The sequence below is a fragment of the Streptomyces sp. BRA346 genome (assembly GCF_052851135.1).
The window spans coordinates 20,767-42,725 of record NZ_JAIWIH010000012.1; the positions used below are offsets into that span (position 1 = coordinate 20,767).

The 21,959-nt window shown below is 71.0% G+C and carries 20 protein-coding genes; 5 read left to right on the forward strand and 15 right to left on the reverse strand.

Translation table 11 applies throughout. The features are described from left to right. Nucleotides 1-46 precede the first annotated feature (46 nt). The 3 genes from LCH29_RS16430 to LCH29_RS16440 all read left to right on the forward strand — a co-directional run bounded on the left by LCH29_RS16430 (nt 47) and on the right by LCH29_RS16440 (nt 1,478). Nucleotides 47-895 (forward strand): helix-turn-helix domain-containing protein, encoded by an 849-nt coding sequence (locus LCH29_RS16430; protein ID WP_446462481.1) that lies wholly within the window; start codon nt 47-49, stop codon nt 893-895. Next, nucleotides 871-1,086, forward strand: coding sequence for a DUF397 domain-containing protein (locus LCH29_RS16435; RefSeq protein ID WP_446462482.1), 216 nt, complete (start codon nt 871-873; stop codon nt 1,084-1,086). Before LCH29_RS16430 ends, LCH29_RS16435 begins: the two co-directional genes overlap by 25 nt. 71 nt (nt 1,087-1,157) lie before the next feature. Next, on the forward strand, nt 1,158-1,478 hold the full coding sequence (locus LCH29_RS16440; RefSeq protein WP_446462483.1) for an AAA family ATPase: 321 nt from the start codon (nt 1,158-1,160) through the stop codon (nt 1,476-1,478). Nucleotides 1,479-1,683: 205 nt separating this feature from the next. Here LCH29_RS16440 and LCH29_RS16445 read toward each other — a convergent pair whose 3' ends face one another. Together LCH29_RS16445 and LCH29_RS16450 are read right to left on the reverse strand one after the other, a co-directional pair. Beyond that, the gene (locus LCH29_RS16445) at nt 1,684-2,223 is read right to left on the reverse strand and encodes an alkyl hydroperoxide reductase (protein WP_446462484.1); all 540 of its coding nucleotides are present in this window, start codon (nt 2,221-2,223) and stop codon (nt 1,684-1,686) included. An 11-nt stretch (nt 2,224-2,234) separates the two neighbouring features. Then, nucleotides 2,235-2,789 (reverse strand): peroxiredoxin, encoded by a 555-nt coding sequence (locus LCH29_RS16450; RefSeq protein WP_446462485.1) that lies wholly within the window; start codon nt 2,787-2,789, stop codon nt 2,235-2,237. A gap of 136 nt (nt 2,790-2,925) precedes the next feature. Here LCH29_RS16450 and LCH29_RS16455 point away from each other — a divergent pair, with 136 nt between their 5' ends. Continuing rightward, a complete protein-coding gene (locus LCH29_RS16455) occupies nt 2,926-3,885 on the forward strand; it encodes a hydrogen peroxide-inducible genes activator (protein ID WP_446462486.1) in 960 nt (319 codons plus the stop codon). Between the two features lie 3 nt (nt 3,886-3,888). On the opposite strand, the gene LCH29_RS16460 is transcribed toward LCH29_RS16455, so the two are convergent. From LCH29_RS16460 to LCH29_RS16490, 7 genes are all read right to left on the reverse strand, one after another. Next, nucleotides 3,889-4,488 (reverse strand): Uma2 family endonuclease, encoded by a 600-nt coding sequence (locus LCH29_RS16460; protein ID WP_446462487.1) that lies wholly within the window; start codon nt 4,486-4,488, stop codon nt 3,889-3,891. A 253-nt stretch (nt 4,489-4,741) separates the two neighbouring features. Next, nucleotides 4,742-5,362, reverse strand: a complete 621-nt coding sequence (locus LCH29_RS16465) for a Uma2 family endonuclease (protein ID WP_446462488.1) — start codon at nt 5,360-5,362, stop codon at nt 4,742-4,744. 170 nt (nt 5,363-5,532) lie between these two features. Then, a complete protein-coding gene (locus tag LCH29_RS16470) occupies nt 5,533-8,010 on the reverse strand; it encodes an FtsX-like permease family protein (RefSeq protein ID WP_446462489.1) in 2,478 nt (825 codons plus the stop codon). Beyond that, nucleotides 8,007-8,693, reverse strand: coding sequence for an ABC transporter ATP-binding protein (locus LCH29_RS16475; RefSeq protein WP_446462490.1), 687 nt, complete (start codon nt 8,691-8,693; stop codon nt 8,007-8,009). Before LCH29_RS16475 ends, LCH29_RS16470 begins: the two co-directional genes overlap by 4 nt. Continuing rightward, nucleotides 8,690-9,214 carry a PadR family transcriptional regulator gene (locus tag LCH29_RS16480; RefSeq protein WP_039937797.1) on the reverse strand — a complete coding sequence of 175 codons (525 nt, stop codon included), beginning with the start codon at nt 9,212-9,214 and terminating at the stop codon, nt 8,690-8,692. Before LCH29_RS16480 ends, LCH29_RS16475 begins: the two co-directional genes overlap by 4 nt. 78 nt (nt 9,215-9,292) lie before the next feature. After that, nucleotides 9,293-9,595 carry a hypothetical protein gene (locus LCH29_RS16485; RefSeq protein ID WP_446462491.1) on the reverse strand — a complete coding sequence of 101 codons (303 nt, stop codon included), beginning with the start codon at nt 9,593-9,595 and terminating at the stop codon, nt 9,293-9,295. Beyond that, nucleotides 9,592-10,533 (reverse strand): SPFH domain-containing protein, encoded by a 942-nt coding sequence (locus LCH29_RS16490; protein WP_446462492.1) that lies wholly within the window; start codon nt 10,531-10,533, stop codon nt 9,592-9,594. Before LCH29_RS16490 ends, LCH29_RS16485 begins: the two co-directional genes overlap by 4 nt. Before the next feature lie 218 nt (nt 10,534-10,751). Here LCH29_RS16490 and LCH29_RS16495 point away from each other — a divergent pair, with 218 nt between their 5' ends. Next, nucleotides 10,752-12,995: a transglycosylase domain-containing protein gene (locus LCH29_RS16495; protein WP_446462493.1), complete on the forward strand. Its 2,244-nt coding sequence runs from the start codon at nt 10,752-10,754 to the stop codon at nt 12,993-12,995. A 112-nt stretch (nt 12,996-13,107) separates the two neighbouring features. Here LCH29_RS16495 and LCH29_RS16500 read toward each other — a convergent pair whose 3' ends face one another. The 6 genes from LCH29_RS16500 to LCH29_RS16525 form a co-directional block, all read right to left on the reverse strand. After that, complete coding sequence (locus tag LCH29_RS16500; protein WP_446462494.1) at nt 13,108-15,435, reverse strand: SpoIIE family protein phosphatase; 2,328 nt, start codon at nt 15,433-15,435, stop codon at nt 13,108-13,110. A gap of 60 nt (nt 15,436-15,495) precedes the next feature. Next, nucleotides 15,496-16,215: a class I SAM-dependent methyltransferase gene (locus LCH29_RS16505; RefSeq protein WP_446462495.1), complete on the reverse strand. Its 720-nt coding sequence runs from the start codon at nt 16,213-16,215 to the stop codon at nt 15,496-15,498. Nucleotides 16,216-16,349: 134 nt separating this feature from the next. Continuing rightward, entirely contained in the window at nt 16,350-17,051 is a 702-nt protein-coding gene (gene fomD / locus LCH29_RS16510; RefSeq protein WP_446462496.1) for a cytidylyl-2-hydroxypropylphosphonate hydrolase, read from the reverse strand. A 68-nt stretch (nt 17,052-17,119) separates the two neighbouring features. Beyond that, entirely contained in the window at nt 17,120-18,511 is a 1,392-nt protein-coding gene (locus LCH29_RS16515) for a class II fumarate hydratase (protein WP_446462497.1), read from the reverse strand. A 211-nt stretch (nt 18,512-18,722) separates the two neighbouring features. Beyond that, nucleotides 18,723-20,960: a bifunctional polysaccharide deacetylase/glycosyltransferase family 2 protein gene (locus tag LCH29_RS16520; RefSeq protein ID WP_446462498.1), complete on the reverse strand. Its 2,238-nt coding sequence runs from the start codon at nt 20,958-20,960 to the stop codon at nt 18,723-18,725. Beyond that, nucleotides 20,957-21,817 (reverse strand): hypothetical protein, encoded by an 861-nt coding sequence (locus tag LCH29_RS16525; protein WP_446462499.1) that lies wholly within the window; start codon nt 21,815-21,817, stop codon nt 20,957-20,959. The genes LCH29_RS16520 and LCH29_RS16525 overlap by 4 nt, the downstream gene beginning before the upstream one ends. Between the last annotated feature and the right edge of the window lie 142 nt (nt 21,818-21,959).

A 21,959-nucleotide genomic window follows, 5' to 3' on the forward strand; every position in this document is an offset into this window, starting at 1 on the left:
CAGTGGCTGAGCGTAGCCAAGGAGGCAAGGAACACAGGGGGTTGTCGTGCCCGCACGCAAGAACGCTTCCGGTCGTAAGCCGTCCGCACGGTTGCTGCTGGCGGCGGAGGTCGCACGGCTGAGAGAAGAGTCCGGCAGGTCGCTCGGGCAGTTGGCCCAGGAGACCACCTATGACCGCACGTATCTGCACAAGCTGGAGACCGGGGTGCGGATCGGCTCCCCGGAGGTCATCGCGGCGCTCGACAAGGTGTACGCGACGGGGGAACGCCTGTCGATGCTGTGGGAGCTGGCCCGCGAGGATGTGTTCCCCGACAAGTACAAGCGCTTCATGGAGCTGGAGGCGACGGCCACCGTCCGCTACGAGTATGCGGCCGCGACCGTACCCGGGCTGTTACAGACCAAGGCGTACGCCAGCGAGGTGCTGGGTGTGGCCCAGCCCGGAGATGAACAAGAGCTTGCGGAACTCGTTGCCGCGAGGCTGGGCAGGCAGGGGCTGCTGCACCGGGAATCTCCGCCCCACTACCGGGCTGTGCTCGATGAGGCGGTGTTCCGGCGTGCTCTGAGTGATCCCGAAGAGTGGCAGGCGCAGTTGGTTCATTTGCTGACGATGGCGCAACTGGCTCACGTCACGCTTCAGGTGTTGCCTTTTTCGTCTGGGCTGCACCCTCTGATCGGCACATCGCTGACTCTGCTGTGGCAGGCCGATGGGAGTACTGCGGCTTATACGGAGAACTCCCACACGGGCGAACTGGTGGAGGACGCGAGCGGCGTGGAACGGCTCCGACTGTCCTACGATCTGCTGCGGGACTCTGCCCTGTCGCCACGGGAGTCCGTGGCGTTCATCCAGCGACTGATGGAGGACGACGCGACATGCGAAACGCTCGACCGGACCTGAGTGCGGCGCGGTGGCGTAAGTCCAGTTACAGCAACCCGGACGGCGGTAACTGCGTCGAGGTCGCCGACGGTCACCCCGGCCTCGTGCCCGTCCGGGACAGCAAGAACCCCGACCACCCGGCGCTGATATTCGGAGCCCACGCCTGGGCCGCCTTCATCGCCGACCTCAAGTCGCCTCGCACCGGCCGCTGACAGACCTACGTGAGAGGGTGAGCCGCGCGCCAAGGGAAGGCGGGCGGCGGCCGGGAGGCGAGGAGTCACAGGTGTACGTCACCAAGATCGGCGTGTCGAACATCAGGGGGTTCACCGGGCCCCGCTCGGTGGATCTCACCCTCCCCGAGGGTGGCGGCTGGATCGTCATGGCGAGCCGCAACGGTTCCGGGAAGACCACGCTGCTGAAGGCACTGGCCGTCGCGCTCGCCGGACCTTCCGTGGCTCGGACCCTGGTCGCCGACTTCAGCGGGTGGGTGTCCCAGGGAGAGCGGGAAGGCTGGGCGCAGGCGTTCATCGACCGCGACCCGGCACGCGACGTACTGCGCGGCCGGGGGCGGGCGCCGGACGGGCCGCAGGTGCGCTCGGGCTGACCTGGACCCTGCCACCGTCCTCGCAGCCCGAGCCGACAGGCCGCGTCGCCCGGCAGCTCTTCAAGCCGCCGGTCCATGCGGCGTTGACGGAGTGGACGCACAGTGCGCAGTAGGGGGCCGTCGGCGTATGGCCGCAGGAAACGCGCGAAGGGGCGCCCCACCGGACCGGTGGGGCGCCCCTTCGTCTCTGCGCAGGACGAGAGCGTCAGCCGTTCCCGGCCAGGACGCCCTCGGCGTCCAGGGTGGCGCCGACCGCCTGGATCACCGCGGCGATCTTGAAGGCCTCCTGGACCGTCTCGCGGTCCACGCCCGCCTTGCGGAGGACCTGCTCGTGCGAGTCGAGGCACATGCCGCAGCCGTTGATCGCGGAGACCGCGAGCGACCACAGCTCGAAGTCGGTCTTGTCCACGCCCGGGTTGCCGATGACGTTCATCCGCAGACCGGCGCGCAGGTTGTTGTACTCCGGGTCGGACAGCAGGTGCCGGGTCCGGTAGTACACGTTGTTCATCGCCATGATGGCGGCCGCCGACTTGGCGGCGGTGTACGCCTCGGCCGACAGGTTGGCCTTGGCCTCCGGCTCCAGCTCGGAGAGCACGCGCGGCGAGCGCGAGGCGATCGCGCAGGCCAGCACGGTGCCCCACAGCTGCTGCTGCGGAAGCTCGGAGTTGCCGATCACCGAACCGAGGTTCAGCTTCAGGTCCTTGGCGTAGTCCGGCAGGGCGGACTTGAGGGTGTCGAGTGCCATGTCAGTTCACCTCACTCGCCGGAGAGGAGCGCGACCGGGTCGAGGGTGTCGTCACCCTTGCTCCAGTTGCACGGGCACAGCTCGTCGGTCTGGAGGGCGTCCAGCACCCGCAGGACCTCCTTGGGGTTACGGCCCACGGAACCGGCCGTCACCATGGTGAACTGGATCTCGTTGTTCTGGTCCACGATGAAGACGGCGCGCTGGGCGAAGCCGTCCTCGCCCTCGATGCCCAGGTCGCGCATCAGCTCGTGCTTGGAGTCCGCCATCATCGGGAAGGGCAGGTCACGCAGGTCGTCGTGGTCCTTGCGCCAGGCGTGGTGGACGAACTCGGAGTCGCCCGAGAAGCCCAGGATCTGGGCGTCACGGTCGGCGAACTCCTCGTTCAGCTTGCCGAAGGCCGCGATCTCGGTCGGGCACACGAAGGTGAAGTCCTTGGGCCATGCGAAAACGATCTTCCACTTGCCCTCGTAGGTCTTGTGGTTGATCTGCTCGAACTCCTGCCCCTTCTCCAGCGAGACGCAGGCGGTCAGGTCGAACTCGGGGAACTTGTCACCGACAGTGAGCACGTTTCTCCTTGCAGCTTTCGCGTGGGAGGGACCCTTTGTGGGGGTTTCCCGGGGTTGGACGATCTCCACCCTGGCACATGCCACATTGATCAGTGAAATAGCTACACTCGGTCGGGTTGATTGGAGGTGGCTATCAGTGGCCGCGACAGCGATACCGGCAGGAAAGCCGCGGCAGCCGAGCTTGTCCCAGCTCAAGGCGTTCGCCGCGGTCGCCGAGCATCTGCACTTCCGGGATGCGGCGTCCGCCATCGGGATGAGCCAGCCCGCCCTTTCGGGCGCCGTCGCCACCCTGGAGGACACGCTCGGAGTTCAGCTTCTCGAGCGTACGACCCGCAAGGTGCTCCTCAGCCCGGCGGGGGAGCGGCTGGCCGCGCGAGCACGCTCCGTGCTCGCGGAGGTGGGTGCGCTGCTGGAGGAGGCGGAGGCGGCGCGGGCGCCGTTCACCGGGGTGCTGCGGCTCGGGGTGATCCCGACCGTGGCCCCGTATCTGCTGCCGACCGTGCTGCGGCTGGTGCGCGAGCAGTATCCGCGCCTCGACCTCCAGGTGCACGAGGAGCAGACCGCCTCGCTGCTGGACGGGCTCGCCCACGGGCGGCTCGACCTGCTGCTGCTCGCGGTCCCCCTCGGCGCCCCGGGGGTGGTGGAACTGCCGTTGTTCGACGAGGACTTCGTACTGGTCACGCCCCGGGACCACTGGCTGGGCGGGCGTACGGACATTCCCCGCGAGGCGCTCAAGGAGCTGGATCTGCTGCTGCTGGACGAGGGCCACTGCCTGCGCGACCAGGCCCTCGACATCTGCCGCGAGGCGGGCCGCACCGAGGGCACCCCGGTGACCACGACCGCCGCCGGGCTCTCCACGCTGGTGCAACTCGTCGGCGGCGGGCTCGGGGTGACGCTGCTGCCGCGTACCGCGCTACGGGTCGAGACCGGCCGCAACGAGGACCTGGCCACCGGCGACTTCGCCGACCCGGCCCCCGCCCGCCGCGTAGCCCTGGCCATGCGCGCCGGGGCCGCGCGGGCGGAGGAGTTCGAGGCCCTGGCCGCCACGCTCCGCGAAGCGGTGCGACCGCTGCCGGTGCGGGTCGCGTGGGGGTGAGCGTCAGGGACGCCCGACCGTCAGGATGGCCGTCGCATCCAGGGTGATGTCGGCGCCGATGGAGTCGGGGAGCGTGATGTGCTCATCCGGTGCGTAGACACGGTGGTGCTCGTATTCGTTGGCAACCGGATCGGTGAGTACGTGGATGCGCTGCTTCGAACGGTTGACGATCACGTAGACGGGGATCTTGGCGATTGCGTACGCGGTGACTTTCGTCCTCAGGTCGTTGCCCAGGTTGCTGGAGGTGACCTCCAGGGCCAGACGGAAGATCGCGGGGTCGTAGCAGTTGTGCTCGATGTAGTGGTCCCGGTAGTCGGCATCGACCACGGCGAGATCCGGCACGGCGTAGTCGAAGGGACCGTCGGGGAGCCACACGCCCGAGCCCTGGATCACCCGCGTCAGCTTGCCATGGGCGGGGGCGAAGGCGAATGTGAGGTCGGTCAGCGAATCCCCGTGCGGCATGTCGGGCGGTGGCGTCACGGTGATTTCTCCCCCGATGATCTCGACGCGGTAGCCGGGGAGCATGGCGGAGATCCGCTCGGCTTCTTCGAGCAGGTTCCGCTCCGGACCGTCACAGGGGTACTCGACCGCTGCGGCAGACATGGCGCCTCCTGGTGCTGGTGTCGAGACCCTCATCGTAGGGCGAGAGATGCGGAAACGTCCCGTCTATCGGGCTTCACTCGTACGAGTGGCATAACCACGGAAAACCCGGGGCCGGAGGCCGTTTCCGCAGGTGGGAAATGGCTCACCGGAGGCGCGGTCTGCCACGGAAGAGTTCGAGGCCCTGACCGCCACGCTCCGCGAGGCGGTGCGACCGCTGCCGGTGCGGGTCGCGTGGGGGTGAATGCGCGGCTGGTCAGTCCTTCTTGGGGCGCCGACCGGCGTCCAGCAGCGCCGACACGTCGAGCGTGACCTCCGCGCCGATCGTCTCGGGGAGGGTGATCTGCTCACCGGGGGCGTGCACACGGTGGGTGTCGTAGCCGCCCGAGACGGGGTCCGTCAGCACATGAACCCGGCCGTGCTTGCGGTTGACGATCAGATACACCGGAACCTTGGCCTCGCCATAGGCGACGGCCTTGTTGCGCAGGTCATTGTTGAAATTGTTCGACGTGACCTCAAGGACCAGACGGAAGGACACGGGGTCGTAGCAGTTGTTCTCGATCAGATGCTCGTGGATATCGGCGTCGACCACCACCAGATCGGGGATGGCATAGTCCTCAGGGCCGGTCGGGAGCCACAGGCCCACCCCTTGGAGCACCTTCGATTCTTCGCCGTGCAGGCCCGCCGCCAGAAACGGGATCATGAGCTCGGTCAGCACCATCGCATGAGGAAGGTCCGGTGGTGGTGTCACGGTGATAAGTCCCCCGATGATCTCGACGCGGTGGCCGGGGAGCATGTCGGCGATCCGGTCGGCCTCGTCGAGCAGACTCGGCTGCGGAGGACCCTGGTAGGGGTACTCGACTGCTGCGGCGGACATGGCGCCTCCTGGTGGCTGGTGTCGAGACCATCATCGTAGGGCGAGAGATGCGGAAACGTCCCGTCCATCGGGGTTCACCCATACGGGTGGCATAACCGACGAAAACTCGGGACCGGGGGCCGTTTCCGCAGGTGGGAAGCGGCCCCCGGTCCCGGGCGCGGGGCGCGTGTCTACTCGGTCCGCAGGCCCTCCGGGCGCATCATGCGCCACAGCGGCGGCAGGCTGGCCAGGGTCACCACCAGGATGACGCCCGCGCCGATGCCGGTCATCGCGGCGAGTCCGGCCCAGTCCACGGCGATCCCCTCGCCGACCATCTTCAGCAGCAGGGCGCCCAGCGCCAGCCCGCCCGCGATCGACAGCGCGAGACCCAGCACCACCGGGACCGCGGTCTGCCACAGGATCGACCAGCTCAGCGTGGTGCGCCGGGTGCCGAAGGCGACCAGGACCGAGAGCAGCCGCTTGCGGTCCCGCAGTTGCTCCAGGGTGGTCACGATCATGCTGGCCCCGATGAGCAGCAGCGTCGCGGTGGCGCCGATGAACAGGACGTTGCGGATCGTCTGGAACTCGGACGACTGCGACGAGCTGGTGAGCTCCATGACGTCCAGCGTCGGGGCGATCGTCGCGCTGGCGTTGCGTACGTACTCCTCGGCGTCCGGCACCTTCGGGTCCAGCCTGAGCATCGCCACCGCCTGCGGGTCGGACAGGTCCGAGACGTCGAAGGCGCCGGGGGTGGCGAGGATGCCGGAGCGCTGGGCGCCGATCGGGTCCTGCCTGGACTCCACCTTCTTGGCCGAGCGGGGGACCGTCCACAGCTTCGGCTTGCCGGGCGTGGGGATGCCCTCGTCGTCGAAGGCCAGGTTGATCTGACCGCCGGGCTTCGTGAAGGCGTTGTCGGTGCCCGTGTACTCCGGGTCCGCGGTGACGAGGAAGGTGTCGCCGTCCCGGCAGCTCGTGATGTGGGCCAGCTCGCGCAGCGCCGGGCAGTCGGCGACGGTGAGGGAGTCGACCGGGATGTCGGCCGGGTTCTTCACCTTGCTGCGCGGGTCGGAGAAGGAGTCCTCGGTGACCCCGAGCACGCTGCGCACGCCCTTGGCCGCGCCGAGCCGCGCGAAGGCCTCGCGGGCCTGGGCGCCGTTGTCCACGTTCATGTTCATGACCAGCTGGGCGCGGGTCGGGTCCTGCTTCGTCTCCTCGGTGTTCTGGGCCTCCACGCTCGCGAAGAGCATCTGGAGCGCGATGGCCCCGGCGACCGCCACCGTGATGCCGCTGACCGCGCGCGCCGCGGTGCCGCTGCTGAGCTGGAGCCGCCGGGTGGCGAGCTGCCAGGGCACCGGACCCTTGCCGAAGCGCTCCACGACGGCCTCGACCAGCCACGGCAGCAGGGCGGTGGTGCCGATGAGGAGCAGCACGGCACCGGCCGCGGCCTGGTACGTCTGGAGGTCGCCGCCCGAACTGCCCGCCCCGAAGCCGCCCGCGAGCGGAGCCAGCAGCCCGATGCCGAGGAGGGGCAGCAGCAGCCGCCACCACAGCCGCCGCCGCCTGGGGGTGGCGTTCCGTACGACGCCCAGCGGCTCGATGGCGATGGCGCGCAGGGCGAGCAGCGTGACGGCGACGGCCGAGGCGGGCACCGTCAGCAGGATCGCCAGGGCGAGCGGGAGGGAGGGCGTGATGTCGGAGGTGAAGAAGCTCAGGCCCATCATCGAGGCTCCGCCGATGGCCTCCCGCACCATCAGGAAGAGCGCGGCGCCGACCGCGAGCCCGAGGACCGATCCGAAGAGCGACTCACCGGCGGCGATCCGCCGCGTCATGGGGATGTCGGCGCCGACCAGCCGCAGCGCGGCCAGCCTCTTGTCGCGCCGCTCGCCGCCGAAGCGGGCGGCGGTGGCGATGAAGATGAGCACCGGCAGCAGCAGCACCACACAGCCCACGACGACCAGCAGCACCAGCGCGGGGTCCAGCCCGTCCCCGCTGGTGTCCTGGGCACCCCAGCGGTCGATGCGGTAGCTGGAGGGGACGTGGTCGAACTGCTTCTGGGTGATTCCCGCGTAGTAGCGGTATTCGGCGGGGCCGGACAGTCCGCTGTCGCCGATCACCCCGGCGATGCGGTACGGGAAGCGGTCCCGGAGCAGCTTGCCCTCGTCGGAGGCGAGCAGCTCCTTCAGCGCGGGGGAGACGTACATCTCCCCGGCTGCCGGAACGCCGCCGATGCCGGGCGGATGGGGCGGACGGTCGCCGTCGGGCGCCATCACCAGGCCCTGGATGTCCTTGTCGTGGAAGTCGGTGTTCGCCATGGCGAGATGGGTCGTCCCGGCGCCCGGCTTCGGCTCCTCCCCGAAGCCGAAGGCGGCCATGGCGTTGGTCCGCTCGTTGCGCGCGGAGTCCATGGTGGGGACGGAGGCGGCGATCAGCAGCAGCGTGACACCGAGGCCCACGCCGACCGCCGTCATGATCGTCCGGGCCCAGCTCTCCCGCCCGCCGGTGACCGCGAACCGCGCGCCCATGGCGAGGTCCGCGGCCCAGCGGGCGATGCCGGGGCGCCGCGGCGGCTCGGGGGCCGGGGGCGGGGGCGAGGGCCGTACGGCCGTCAGGGTCGCGCGGCCGGTGGTGCCGTCGCCCGGGCTCGTGGGGCCGTCTTCCGGGCCGCTCATCGGATGCCCGCCATGTCCCGCGCCTTGCCGTCGCGTACGACGACCTCGCGGTCGGAGTACGCGGCGACCCGCGCCTCATGGGTGACCAGGACGACCGCCGTACGGGTCTCCCGGGCCGCCTCGGTCAGCAGCTCCATGACCCGCTCGCCGTTGAGGGAGTCCAGCGCGCCGGTCGGCTCGTCGGCGAACAGCACCCGCGGCCCGGTGACCAGCGAACGGGCGACCGCGACGCGCTGCCCCTGACCGCCGGAGACCTCGCCGGGCCGCTTGGCCGCCACATCGGCGACCTCCAGCCGCTCCATCCAGGACACCGCCCGGGCCTCGGCCTCCTTGCGCTTGACCCCGTTCAGCCGCAGCGGCAGCGCGACGTTCTCCACGCAGGTCAGCTCGGGGACGAGCTGGCCGAACTGGAAGACGAAGCCGAACTCGCCGCGGCGCAGGCTGCTGCGCTCGGCGTCCGACAGGGCGGACAGCTCGCGCCCGCCGTAGTGGACCGCGCCGGAGTCCGGCCGGACGATCCCGGCCAGGCAGTGCAGCAGCGTCGACTTGCCGGAGCCGGAGGGGCCCATCACGGCGACGACCTCGCCGGCGTGGATGGAGAAGTCCGCGCCGTCGAGCGCGGGGGTGGGGCCGTACGACTTGTGCAGGCCGTCGGCTATCAGCAGGGATCCCGCCGGAGTCATGAACGCACCGCCTTGGCGAGTGGGCTGAGGCGGGCCGCGGTGAGCTCAAGCCAGCGCAGGTCGGCCTCGAGGTGGAAGAGGGCGTGGTCGCAGATGAGTTGGTCGCTGAGGTCGCCGCCGCGCTTGCGCTGGGTCAGCTCGCGCATCAGCCGCAGGTGTTCGGCGCGCTGGACGTCGAGCAGATCGGCGGCGTCGCGCCCGGTGAGCAGGGCGAGGACGACCTTGGTGTAGAGGACCGACTGGAGGTAGGGCTCGGGCTTCTCGGGCTGTGCGAGCCACTGCTCCACATCGGTGATGCCCGCGTCGGTGATCGCGTAGCGCTTGCGTTCGGGACCGCCCGCGTGCTCGACGCCGTCGACCTCCACGAGGCCGTTCTTCAGGAGCCGGGACATGGTCGAGTAGACCTGTCCGTAGTGCAGCGGGCGGTCGTGCCCGAACTTCTCGTCGAAGGCGCGCTTGAGGTCGTACCCGTGGCGTGGACCGGACTCCAGAAGTCCGAGCAGGGTGTGGCCGATTGACATGCGCGGCACTCTACACCATGCGTATACCTCGTGTGTATAGCTACGATGAGCGATGTATCTGCGCTGGTCAGCGGCCTATTACGGGTTCCTGCCCCCGGGTTCGCCATCTTCGGCCCCATCCCCGGCCGCCCCGCGCGGCGGGCGGCCGCGGCGGGGGATCGGGCGGGCCGTGCCGGGCAGTCGGCCCGCGTCCGCCAGCGCCTTGCGCAGCAGGAACTCGATCTGCGCGTTGGCGCTGCGCAGCTCCTCGCCCGCCCACCGGGCGAGGGCGTCGTGGACCGCNGGGTCGAGCCGCAGCAGCATCTGCTTGCGCTGCCGCCGCGACGGCCGACCGGCCGCGCCCGCAGCGCCCGCAGCGCCTTCCTCGTCCCGGTCCGTCACTGGTAGAGCGTGCCGGTGTTGAGGACGGGCTGCGGGGCGCGGTCGCCGCACAGCACCACCATCAGATTGCTGACCATCGCCGCCTTGCGCTCCTCGTCCAGCTCCACGATGTCCTCTTCGGTGATGCGGGCCAGCGCCGCCTCGACCATGCCCACCGCGCCGTCCACGATCTGCCGCCGGGCCGCGACCACCGCGCCCGCCTGCTGCCGCTGGAGCATCGCGGAGGCGATCTCCGGGGCGTACGCGAGATGGGTGAAGCGCGACTCGATGATGCGGACCCCGGCCGCCTCGACCCGGGCGTGCAGCTCGATCGCGAGCTTCTCGGTGATCTCCTCGGCGTTGCCGCGCAGCGACAGGCCGTCCTCGTCATGGGCGTCGTACGGGTACTCGATCGCGATGTGGCGCACGGCCGCCTCGGTCTGGGTGGCCACGAACTCCAGGAAGTCGTCCACCTCGAACATCGCCTGCGCGGTGTCCTCGACCTTCCAGACCACCACGGCGGCCAGCTCGATCGGGTTGCCGTAGGCGTCGTTGACCTTGAGTATCGCGGTCTCGTGGTTGCGCACCCGGGTCGAGATCTTCTCCCGGCTGGTCAGCGGGTTCACCCAGCGCAGCCCGTCGGTGCGGATGGTGCCGCGGTAGCGGCCGAAGAGCTGGACGACCCGGGCCTCGCCCGGCGCGACCATGTTCAGCCCGCACATGGTGATGATCGCGGTGAGGATCACCACGATCCCGGCCACGATCAGCGCGGTGGACCCGGCGCCCTTGTGATCGACGGCGACGGCCGCCCCGGCGAGGATCAGCCCGACCCCGGCGACCAGCCCGACCAGGCCCAGCAGCAGGGCGAGGCCACCGCTGATGTTCTTCGCGGGCCGCTCCCGTACCTGCGGCTCGGGGATGGCCGGTATGTCGGCGGTGGGGGTGGCGGTGTCGGTCATGGGGTCCCCGTTTCTCTTCGAGAGTGTCTAGCAAAGTGATAGCACATTTGCCTTCCTGTGCAACCCTCGGCAGCACTGGCCCGTCAGTTCCCGTGAGAGACGTGCTCTTTGTCACGTACGGAAAAAGCTTGATCGATGAGTATTTGCCGGTAGTTGCGGTGCTAGCTTCATGAGCTGGCTTGGGTGCGGGGGGCGGATGGACTGGAGCGGCGGGAGAGATGGGTAGAGCGGACGATCGGCGGGCGCGGCAGAAGGGCGCACGCAGGGCCAAGAAGGCCGCCAAGCAGGGGGGTATACGCCGGTTCTTCACCTGGAAGATGGTGTTGGGCTACTTCGTCGCGCTGGGCGCCCTGGCCGTCGGGGGGTTCGCCATCCTGTACTTCACCGTGGAGATCCCCGACGCCAACGCCGAGGCCAAGGCGGAAGCCAACATCTACAAGTACAGCGACGGCTCGATCATGGCGAAGGAGGGCGCGGTCAACCGCGAGTCGGTGCCGCTGTCCAAGGTCCCCAAGAAGGTGCAGCACACCTTCGTCGCCGCCGAGAACAAGGACTTCTACACCGACTCCGGCGTGTCCTTCTCCGGCACCGCGCGCGGTCTGATCAACACCGCCCTCGGCCGGGGCAAGCAGGGTGGCTCGACCATCACCCAGCAGTTCGTCAAGAACTACTACTTGAGCCAGGAGCAGACCGTCAGCCGCAAGGCGAAGGAACTGGTGATCTCCCTCAAGGTCGACCAAGACAAGTCCAAGGACTACATCCTCCAGGGCTACATCAACACCAGCTACTACGGCCGAGGCGCCTACGGCATCCAGGCCGCCGCCCGCGCGTACTACAACAAGGACGTCGAGAAGCTGACGGTCGCGCAGGGCGCCTATCTCGCGGCACTGCTCCAGGCCCCCAGTCAGTACGACTATTCAACGGCTGGTCCCAATGGCAAGAAGCTGGTCGTGGCCCGCTGGAACTACATCCTCAACAACATGGTCGAGAAGGACTGGCTGTCCCAGAGCGAACGTGACGGGTTGAAGTTCCAGAAACCCATCGCGCCCCGCCCCATCGCCGGGGTCACCGGCAAGGCCGCCTACTCGATCGACGCTGCCAAGAAGGAGCTGTACAAGGAGGGGGTGGACGAAAAGGAGTTCGAGGCCGGCGGTTGGACGGTCACCCTCAACATCGACAAGAAGAAGCAGAAGGCACTGGAGAAGGCCGTCCGCACCGAGCTGACCGACCAGCTTGACCCCAAGAAGCGCCAGGTCGACAAGGACGCTCAGGTCGGCGCGGTCTCGGTGGACCCCAAGACCGGCGGCATCGTGGCGATGTACGGCGGTGAGGGCTATCCCCAGCACTACACCAACAACGCCACCCGCGCGGACTACCAGCCCGCCTCCACCTTCAAGCCGCTCATCCTGGCCTCGGCCTACGAGAACGGCTCGACGACCCAGAACGGCACGCCGATCACGGCGAGCACGCTCTACGACGGCACCAGCAAGCGGCCGGTCAAGGGAAGCGTCACCGCCTTCGCCCCGCCGAACGAGGACGACAAGTCCTACGGCCCGATCAACGTCCAGAAGGCGATGAACAAGTCCGTCAACTCCGTCTTCGCACAGATGGCGGTGGACGTGGGCCTGGACAAGGTCAAGAGCACCGCCATGGACCTCGGCATGGTCGGCGACGTGAAGAACGGCTTCGACGTGCGCCCCGCGATGTCGCTCGGCGTGATGGGCGCCAGCCCCAAGGAGATGGCCGGGGTCTACGCGACCCTCGACAACCACGGCAAGAAGGTCACCCCGGCGATCGTGAAGTCGGCCCAGAAGGGCGAGGACCAGAAGGCCGAACTGCCGGACCCGACCAACGGCCAGGCGATCAGCCGTGGCGCGGCCGACTCCGTCACCCAGGTGTTGACCGGTGTGGTCGACGACGGCACCGGCCAGGCCGTGCGCACCAAGGGCCAGGAGATGGCGGGCAAGACCGGTACCTCGGACGACAACAAGTCCGCCTGGTTCACCGGTTACACCCCCGACCTGGTCACCTCGGTCGGCATGTTCGGCGAGGCGAAGGGCGGCAAGCAGGTCACGCTCAAGGGCCTGGCCGGCGGCGGCCGGGTCAACGGCGGTGACTACCCGGCCAGGATCTGGTCCGCGTACATGGGCAGCACCCTGGACGACGACTCGACCACGAAGTTCGACCTGGACACCGAGCTGGACAACGCCCCGCAGCCGCCCCCGTCGGCGTCGGAGTCCGAGGAGGCCCCGACCACGTCCGCGCCTCCCACGGAGAGCGAGAGCCCGACGCCGAGCGAGAGCCCGACGCCGACCGACTCGCCGACGGCGCCGACCACGCCCGCGACCCCGTCGACCCCGCCGTCCACGCCCCCGACCGCCCCGACCCTCAGCCCCCCGGCCACCCTGCCGGGCGGGGAGAACGACGGCGGCGGCGGGGACGACGGACAGGGCGGCGGCTGACCGGTCCGACAGGTCTGACGGGCCTGACAGAACCGAACCGGCCGCCCGGCACCTTGCGTGCCGGGCGGCCGGTCTCATGAGACGGGGCCCGGCACGGAAGGTGCCGGGCGGCTCAGGACGGCATGGCCAGTTCGAACCAGACGACCTTGCCCGTGGACAGCCGGGTCGCGCCCCACCGCCGGGCCATCCGGTTGACCAGGTACAGCCCGCGCCCGCCCTCGTCGGAGGGCCGGGCCTGGCGCAGCCGCGGCAGCTGCGGCACGTCGTCGCCGACCTCGCAGCGCAGCACATCCGTGCGGAGCAGCCGCAGGGTGATGGGCCGCTCCGCGTAGCGCACGGCGTTGGTGACCACCTCGCTGACCAGCAGCTCCACCGCGTCCGTGAGGTCCTCCAGGTCCCAGCGGGCCAGCGCCCGGCGGGCCAGTCGGCGGGCCTGCCCGGCGGTCTGGGCCTTGGGGTCCAGGAACCAGTACGCGACGTCGCTGGGCGCGATGCCCTCGAAGCGGGCCGCGAGCAGCGCCACGTCGTCGTCGCGGTCGCCGGGCCCGAGCATGTCCAGCACCTCGTCGCACAGCGGCTCCAGCGGCGGCGGGTTGGGGCCGGTGAGCCGCGCGGTGGCGGTCAGCCGCTCGCGCAGCTGCTCGATCCCGGTCCACACGTCGCGCATCCGCGATTCGACCAGGCCGTCGGTGTAGAGCATGAGGGTGGCCCCGGCGGGCGCGTCCAGCTCGACCGCCTCGAAGTCGACGCCGCCGACCCCGATCGGCGCCCCCGGCGGCACCCGCAGCACCTCGGCGCGGCCGCCGCGGTGCAGCAGCAGCGGCGGCGGGTGGCCCGCGTTGGCGACCACGATGCGGTGCGCGACGGGGTCGTAGACCGCGTACAGGCAGGTGGCCATGCGGTCGGTGCCGAGCCGCTGGGCCTGCTCGTCGAGGTGGTGCAGCACCTCCTGCGGCGGCAGGTCGAGCCCGGCCAGGGTCTGCGCGGTCGTGCGCAGCTGGCCCATGATCGCGGCCGAGGTCATGGAGTGGCCCATGACGTCGCCGACCACCAGCGCCACCCGGTTGCCGGGCAGCGGGATCGCGTCGTACCAGTCGCCGCCGACCCGCGCGGTCTCGGCCGCGGGCAGATAGCGACTGGCCAGCCGGACGCCGGTGGGCTGGGGCAGCGAGTCGGGCAGCATGGTGCGCTGGAGCTCGTCCGCGATGTAGACCTCGCGCCCGTACAGCACCGCCTTGTCGACGCCGAGCGCGGTGTGGGTGGCCAGCTGGGCGGCGACCAGCAGATCGTCCGGCTCGAACGGCGGCCGGTCCGGGCGGCGTACGAAGACGGCGGCGCCGATGACCCGGCGGCGGCCGCGCAGCGGGGCCAGCACGGTGCGCTGACCGGTCGCCACCGACGGCCCGTCGCCGAGGAGTTCGGGCAGCGCGGCGCGGGCGGCCTGCGAGTCGCCGAACACCGGACGCACCCCGCGCAGCACCTCGGCCAGCGGGCCGCCCGCCACCACCTCGCACAGCTCGGCCGCGGGGCCGCCGCCGACGGCGGGCGCCAGATCGGGCTGCGAGGACATCAGCGGCAGCCGTCCGCTCTCGGTGTCCGGGTCCAGCGGGATCCGGTCGGTGCGGCGCAGCCGCAGCACCACCGGGCCGACCGGGCGCTCGTCGCCGACCGGCAGCGGATCGCGCAGATAGACCAGGATCGCGTCGGCGAACGTGGGCACGGTGGCCCGGCACAGGCCGAGCACGATCTCGTCGAGGTCGATGCCGCGCGCGATGCGCCGCGTCGCCGCCCCGACGAACCGCAGCCGGTCGCCGCTGCGGTCCCGCAGGGCGGCGGAGCCGTCGGCGCCGGGCGCGTTCGAGGGCGGCACGGCGGGCATTCCGCCCTCGGGGGTGGTGTACGCGACCTCACCGGCGGACGCGACGTCACCCGACACCGCGTCCGGCCGCGCCGGGGCCGGGTGTTCGCCCGCCGCGGTGCTGGGGGCGTCGTCCCGGGCCCCGGGTCGGCGCGCCGCGCCTCTGGCGGCATTGCGGTCCGCGTCCCACACAGGCTCGCCCTCCGGTGTGCCGTGCTCCGGCTGCTCGCTGTGCGCCGTGTTCCGGGCTTGGGTCCCTCCAGCGGCGCGCTTGGTCCCTCCGCCACCGCGCGGCGCGGCCTTCGCCGCACGGCCGCGGCGCTGTGGCCGTGCTTCCCCCTCGGCCGACGTTCCGTCCGGCTCCGGGGCCGGGGCGTCGCCGGAGTCCGGGGCGGCCGCCGGGCCGTCCGCGGGGAAGGCGGGACGCGGCCGGCCGCCGCCCGGCTCCTGGCCGGGAGCGGCCGTCTGCCGCACGGCGGTCCGCGGGTCCGGGACCGCGCCGTGGGCGTCCTCGGGCGCGCCCGAGGCGGCGGCAGGGGTGGCAGCCTGTCGCCTGTTGTGGGAGGTGGGGTGCTCCGTCACGCGTGGGTTTCCATCCGTCCGGGGCCGTGCGCCCCCGTCTCGTCGGGCGCGCACCGAGTGTCAGGCACGTCGTCGGCAGTTCAGATAGAGCTGGATCTCGGGTGGTACGTCCGTGCTGGCCGGGGCGTACGCGTGCGAGTCCTCCCCGGCGATCTCGAAGCCCGCATCCGTCACGACCTGTCGAAGTTCGTCCCGCAGATAACCGGATACCCGGACCGAGTTGCCGAGGAACGGAATGGCGAAGTCGTCGACGTCCGCCTCGACCATGCCGAGTCCCAGCAGCCCGCCGGGTCTCAGTACGCCGTGGAGGGCGCGCAGCGCGTACGGGATCTCCGGGCGGGGCAGCAGCAGCAGCGAGAAGTAACAGGCGATGCCGTCGAACGGGCCGATTTCCTTCGAGCCCCCCGGGCCGTACCGGCCGCCGACTCTCAGGTCGACGATGTCCACCTGGTGGAATTCGGCGCCCGGCACGTTGTCCCGGGCCAGCTTCAGCATTCCGGGCGAGATGTCGATGCCCGTCACCCGGTGCCCGGCGTCGGTCAGCTGACGGGCCGTGGGGAGCCCCGTACCGCAGCCGACGTCGAGCACGTGGGATCCGGGCGGCAGGGTGTCGGCCAGCCATTGACCGGCCGCGACCTGGCCTTCCTTATGGGGGAAGGCGTCGTCGTAGCGGTCGCCTATCGCGTCGAACGCCTCCGCCTGACCGCTGCGGTCGAGCGCCAGGCGGTCGAAGTCCTCGTAGCCCGCATAGCCGTCGCCGTAGTCGTCCTCACCGCTCACGACTCCCGCCCCTCCTGTGACATTGCGTCAGATCGCGCGCATCGTCCGTGAGTTGCGCCTTTGTCTTGTTTCCCGCATGTGCAGTGTTCCGGACGACGATCCTACGTTTGAAACACGGGGACACAGCAAGAGGTTCAGGACCTCGAGTGCGCCGACGTACGCCCCCTGTCGATACGGTCCCAGTCCGCCGGGAGAACGGGTACCGTCCACGACGGATCCGGACGCCACTCCTCCCACCCCTCCCGGAACGGCGCGTCCCAGGAGTCGATGAGCCGCACGGCGGCCCGGCCCGCCGCCCGTACCCGCTCGGCCTGCTCACCGGGCATCAGACCGGCCCGCTGCGCCTGTGCGAACTCGTCCTCGTCCTTCCATTCCCAGCTGCGGTCCGGGTAGACCGCGATGTCGAGGAAGTGGTCCTCGGAGTCCACCCCGCCGCTCCAGCGGGCGAGCGGCTCCTCCAGGTTCACGTACCAGTTCTTGAACTGCCAGCCGCGCTCCCAGAACAGCCACACCGACCAGGGCTCGCCGGGCCGGGCCAGCTTGAGCACCCCGGTGCCGAACCACTGGGACAGCGCGGTGGTGCGCGGCTTGGTGTAGCGCGTGGACAGCGGCTCGCGGTGCACCTGCGTACCGTCGGCGAGCTGCGGTTTGACGCACGCCGTACCGGGTGCCAGCCAGACGGCCAGCACCTCCGGGGTGTCCCGGACGACGGTCACGGGACGGCAGATGTGGATGGCGTCGGAGGCGTTGGCGCGATAACGCCAGAGGATGTGGTCCCCCGGCGCCCATCGGGCGCCGCCCGCCCTGCCCGTCGTCTCCACGATGTCCGCTGTCATGAGCAGATCTTAGGTGCGACCGGGCCGCCGTGCCGTGACCTATGCCGCACGCACAGTACAACAGGGGCTTACGGATGTGTCATGCGCAGCACGTCCAGCGCCTCGTCCAGCTGCTCCCGGGTCAGCAGGCCACGCTCCACGTAGCCCGACTCCAGCACCACCTCGCGGATGGTCTTCCGTTCGGCCAGGGACTTCTTGGCGACCTTCGCCGCCTCCTCGTACCCGAGGTAACGATTGAGCGGGGTGACGACGGACGGCGAGGACTCCGCGTACTCCCGGGCGCGCTCGGCGTTGGCGGTGATCCCGTCGATGGTGCGGTCCGCCAGCAGCCGGGAGGCGCTGGTCAGCAGGCGGATCGACTCCAGCAGATTCTTGGCGATCACCGGGAGCATCACGTTCAGCTCGAAGTTCCCGGCCGCCCCGGCCGTGGCCACGGTCGTGTCGTTGCCGGTGACCTGGGCCGCGACCATCAGGACGGCCTCGGGGATCACCGGGTTGACCTTGCCCGGCATGATCGACGAACCGGGCTGGAGGTCGGGCAGCGCGATCTCGGCCAGGCCGGTGCGCGGACCGGACGCCATCCAGCGCAGATCGTTGGCGATCTTGGTGAGGCCGACCGCGATGGTCCGCAGCTGGCCGGACGTCTCCACCAGCCCGTCCCGCGCGCCCTGCGCCTCGAAGTGGTTCCGGGCCTCGGTCAGCGGCAGCCCGGTGGCCCGGGCCAGCTCGGCGATGACGGCGGCCGGGAAGCCGGGCGGGGTGTTGATCCCGGTGCCCACCGCGGTGCCGCCCAGCGGCAGCTCCGCCAGCCGGGGGAGCGCGGCGCGCAGCCGCTCCACCCCGTACCGCACCTGCGCCGTGTAGCCGCCGAACTCCTGGCCCAGCGTCACCGGGGTGGCGTCCATCAGATGGGTGCGCCCCGCCTTCACCACCTCGGCGAACGCGGCCTCCTTGCGCTCCAGCGCCGCCGCCAGGTGGTCCAGCGCCGGGATGAGGTCGGCGGTGACGGCCGCGGTGGCGGCGACGTGGATGGAGGACGGGAAGACGTCGTTGGACGACTGGCTGGCGTTCACATGGTCGTTGGGGTGCACCGGGCGGCCCAGCCGCTCAGTGGCGAGGGTGGCCAGCACCTCGTTGGTGTTCATGTTGGACGAGGTGCCGGAGCCGGTCTGGAACACGTCCACCGGGAAGTGGTCGTCCCAGCGGCCCTCGGCGACCTCCGCGGCCGCCTCCGCGATCGCGGCCGCCATGTCCTTCTCCACCACGCCCAGCTCGGCGTTGACCAGCGCCGCCGCGGCCTTGATCCGGGCCAGCGCCTCGATGTGCGCCCGCTCCAGGCGCTGCCCGCTGACGGGGAAGTTCTCCACGGCGCGCTGGGTCTGGGCGCGCCACTTGGCGTGGGCGGGCACCCGCACCTCACCCATGGAGTCGTGTTCGGTCCGGTAGTTCTCTTCGGTCATCGTGACACCTCCGCCACCTCTTTTGGGCTCGTTCGCCTCCGGGGCGCCCTCAGCCGGTGTCGACGGTCGACCGTGCTCGGTCGCTCGTACCTCGCTCCCTGCGCGCGCTCTCCCTTTCGACACCGGCGCGCCCCTTCGGCCCACTCACCAGCACAGCGTCGCACCGCTATGCCGTCTTCCCGTGCCGTCCGGGGCGGACCGGTGAGCTGGGTCACCGTACGGCCTCCGGGGTGCGCGGCGCCTCCACCTCACCGGTGCGCTTGAGCTTCTGCCAGGGCAGCAGGGCGCCGGTGGCCGCCGTCACGCACGCATGCAGCAGCACCAGGTACATCAGCTGGCGGTAGACGATCTGCTGGAGCGGCAGCACGGCCAGCGCCCGGTACCGCTCGCGGTCCAGCCGGAAGGCGTACGCCGCGCCCAGCAGCTGTACGAGCAGCAGCGCGCCCCACGCGGCGAGCGACCGCACCGGGTCCACGAAGATCACCCCGTACAGCGTGAACAGGTCGATCAGCGGCGCGAACAGCGGCGTGACGATCTGGAAGAGCACCACCAGCGGCATCCCCACCCGGCCGAACCGCCCCGAGGGCCCCCGGTCGATCAGCGAGCGGCGGTGCTTCCACAGCGCCTGCATGGTGCCGTAGCTCCAGCGGTAGCGCTGCTTCCACAGCTGGCCCAGGGTGCCCGGCGCTTCGGTCCAGGCGCGGGCGTGCTCCTGGTAGACCACCCGCCAGCCCGCCCGGTGCAGGGCGATGGTGACGTCGGTGTCCTCGGCCAGGGTGTCGGCGCTCATGCCCCCGGCGTCCAGCAGCGCGCGGCGGCGGAAGGCGCCGATGGCGCCGGGGATGGTCGGCATGCAGCGCAGCAGGTCGTACATCCGCCGGTCGAGGTTGAAGCCCATCACGTACTCGATGTGCTGCCAGGCGCCGATCAGCCGGCCCCGGTTGCCGACCTTGGCGTTGCCCGCGACCGCGCCGACCCCGGGGTCGGCGAAGGGGCGGACCAGCTCGCGGATGGTGGTGGGTTCGAAGACGGTGTCGCCGTCCATCATCACGATCAGCTCATGGCGGGCGTGCGCGATGCCGTTGTTGAGCGCGGCGGGCTTGCCCGCGTTGGGCTGGCGCAGCACCCGCACGTTCGGCAGGCCCATCGCCTCCACGATGTCCGCGGTGCCGTCGGTCGAGCCGTCGTCCACGACCAGGATCTCGATGGGATGGGTGGAGGCGGACAGGGAGTTCAGGGTGTGGGCGATGCACTCCTTCTCGTTGTACGCGGGCACGACGACGCTCACCGGGTCGTGCACCTCCTGCACCAGGGTGTAGCGGCGCCGGCCCCGGGAGCGGTGGTGCCACCAGGCCAGACCCAGCATCAGCAGCAGCCGCCCGAACACCGCGACGCCGACGACCCCCAGCATCCCGATGAGCACCGGCAGCGCGTACTGGGTGGCCTGCGCGGCCCAGATCAGGGTCCGGCCCTCCCACACCCGCACGGCCGGGGCCGGGTGGTTGGCGCTCCGGGCGTCGAGCGCGCCGGTGATGGTGGTGAACGTGTAGCCGCGCGCCGCCATCCGGTGGATGTAGCGCTCCAGGGCCTTCACGGTCCGCGCGCGGTTGCCGCCCGCGTCGTGGAAGAGCACGGACGCGCCCTTCGTGCCGCGCGGGGTGGCGTTCTGGACGATCTCCTTGACCGGGGGCCGCCGCCAGTCCTCGCTGTCGGTGTCCGAGAACGCGCTGACGTAGCCCTTGGCGCCCACGTGCTGCTGGACGGGCCAGGTGCGGTCGTCGAGCGCGGAGACCTCCGAGGCGTACGGCGCCCGGAACAGCGAACTGGTGACGCCCGCCGCGCCCGCCAGCGCCAGCTGCGACTGGGCCAGTTCGCGATTCATCCGCCGCTTGTCCTGGTAGGACAGGTCGACATGGGAGAAGGTGTGCACGCCGATCTCGTGTCCGGCCGCCACCATGCGGCGCACCAGCCCCGGGTGGCGGATCACCATCTGACCCAGCACGAAGAACGTTCCCGGCACGCGGTGCTTGTGCAGGACGGCCAGGATCTCCGGGGTCCAGCGCGGGTCCGGGCCGTCGTCGAAGGTCAGCGCGATGGTCTTGGCGGGGATGGAGTGCTCGGTCGCCTTCCCCTCCCGGTCGAAGGTGATGACCGGTCCGCCGTTGCGCAGCCGCTCGGGGACGCTGCGGTACGAGTGTGCGGCGTGTACCCGGGCGTCGTTGCCGATCTCGGAGTACAGGTAGCCGTCCAGCAGCAGGGCGCAGACGAGCGCGAGCAGCGTGGCCAGCGCGAAGGCCATCCGGGTGCGGGTGCGCGGCCGAACGCGCCCCCGGAGGCGGGACGTCCGGGGCTTGCGGGGCTCGGGCGTCCCGTTGCCGGGCGTCTTGCCCAGTGCCACGAGTCTGCGGCCGCGTGGCCGCGGCAGCTTCAGCGGTCTGCCGCCGCTCATGTCGCCCTGCCGCGGAACGGCATGAACGACTGCCAGTTCGAGTCGACCGGCCCCCACGCCGGGGGCCCGGGCTCGTTCACCGGGGGCTTGTCCTGCCCCTTGCCGGGGTTCTGGGGGCGGTCCGGGCCCGGCTCGGCAGGCTTGCCGGGCGTGCCGGGCTTGGCGGCCGGGGGCTTCTTCACCGGATCGGGCGCCGGATCCACCGGCTTCCGGGGCGGCTTGTGGGGAGCCGGACGCGCAGGCGACGCGGCGGGCTTGTGGGGCCGCGCGTGCTGCGGCGCCTGGTCCGGCCGGTGGGCCGCGGACCGCCGGTGCCGCGGGGCGTGGTGCGCGGCCGGGCGGCGGCCGGGGCGAGCGGAGTGCCCCCCGCGCCGCGGCCGCGCGTCGCGTGCCTCGGGCGCGCGGTGCGACCGGGGCGGCGCGGGGCGGGCGAGCGCGGTGGGCTTCCGGGCGCCCGCGGGGCGTGCCTCCGCGGGGGAGTGCGGCCGGGGGCGGTCCGGGCCGTCCTGGCCGTACGGGGCGTAGCGGTCGTACCGGTCTTCCGACGGGTGCTCATGTGTCGCGGGACGCCGGCCGTAATGCCCCTCCGGGGCGCTCCTGGGCTCGCGGCCGAGCGCCTCCGTGGTGACGGGGTGTCCCGGGATCAGCGTCTCGGGGGCGATGGCCGTACCGCCCGCGAAACCCATTCCGAGGACCGCCGAATAGCCGAAGCAGACGGCCCCCGCGAGCGCGCCCGCGTGCCGTACCAGCCGGCCGCGGCGCCCGGAGAGGTCCACGAACACGGGCCCCTTCCTGGCCACCTCGGAGCGGACGGGACGCGAGGGCGCACGCTCGGCCACATCTGACTGAGGATCCATGCGTCAGAGGCTAGTCCAGAAAATACGACATACAACCTATGTGTCAAACATGCGGTGTGTCATAGTTCGTCACTTTTGATCCGATATGCGAGGTTGGCGGAGAGGCCGGGCCGGGGACCAGCCCCGGCCCCTTGGCGGCCTC